Below are 256 nucleotides of genomic sequence, written 5' to 3' on the forward strand. Positions count from 1 at the left end.
TCGAGCTCGCGCCGCAGGCGGGCGATCTCGGCGGCCTGATCAGCCGGAGAGGTCAGAGGTGAAGCCGCCGAAGGCTTAGGTCCATGGCTCACCGCCAGCGGCAGGCTGCCCTGCAGGCTCGCGCGCCAGGCCCGCAGCATCGAGGGCTGGATGCCAAGCTCGGCTGCAATCTGCATCTGTGGCCGGCCGCTGCTCTCCAGAAGGGCCACCGCCTCGCGCTTGAACTCCGGCGTGAACGTTCGTGTCGTTGTCCCCA

General features: G+C 69.1%; 1 protein-coding gene. It reads right to left on the bottom strand.

Going from position 1 to position 256, the window contains the following annotated elements; all coding sequences use genetic code 11:
• Positions 1–256 (bottom strand): transposase (locus tag WDW90_RS40090; RefSeq protein ID WP_336493116.1); only part of this gene is annotated, 256 nt, incomplete at both ends.

The sequence above is a fragment of the Methylobacterium nigriterrae genome (genome assembly GCF_037106235.1).
Lineage (GTDB): Bacteria > Pseudomonadota > Alphaproteobacteria > Rhizobiales > Beijerinckiaceae > Methylobacterium > Methylobacterium nigriterrae.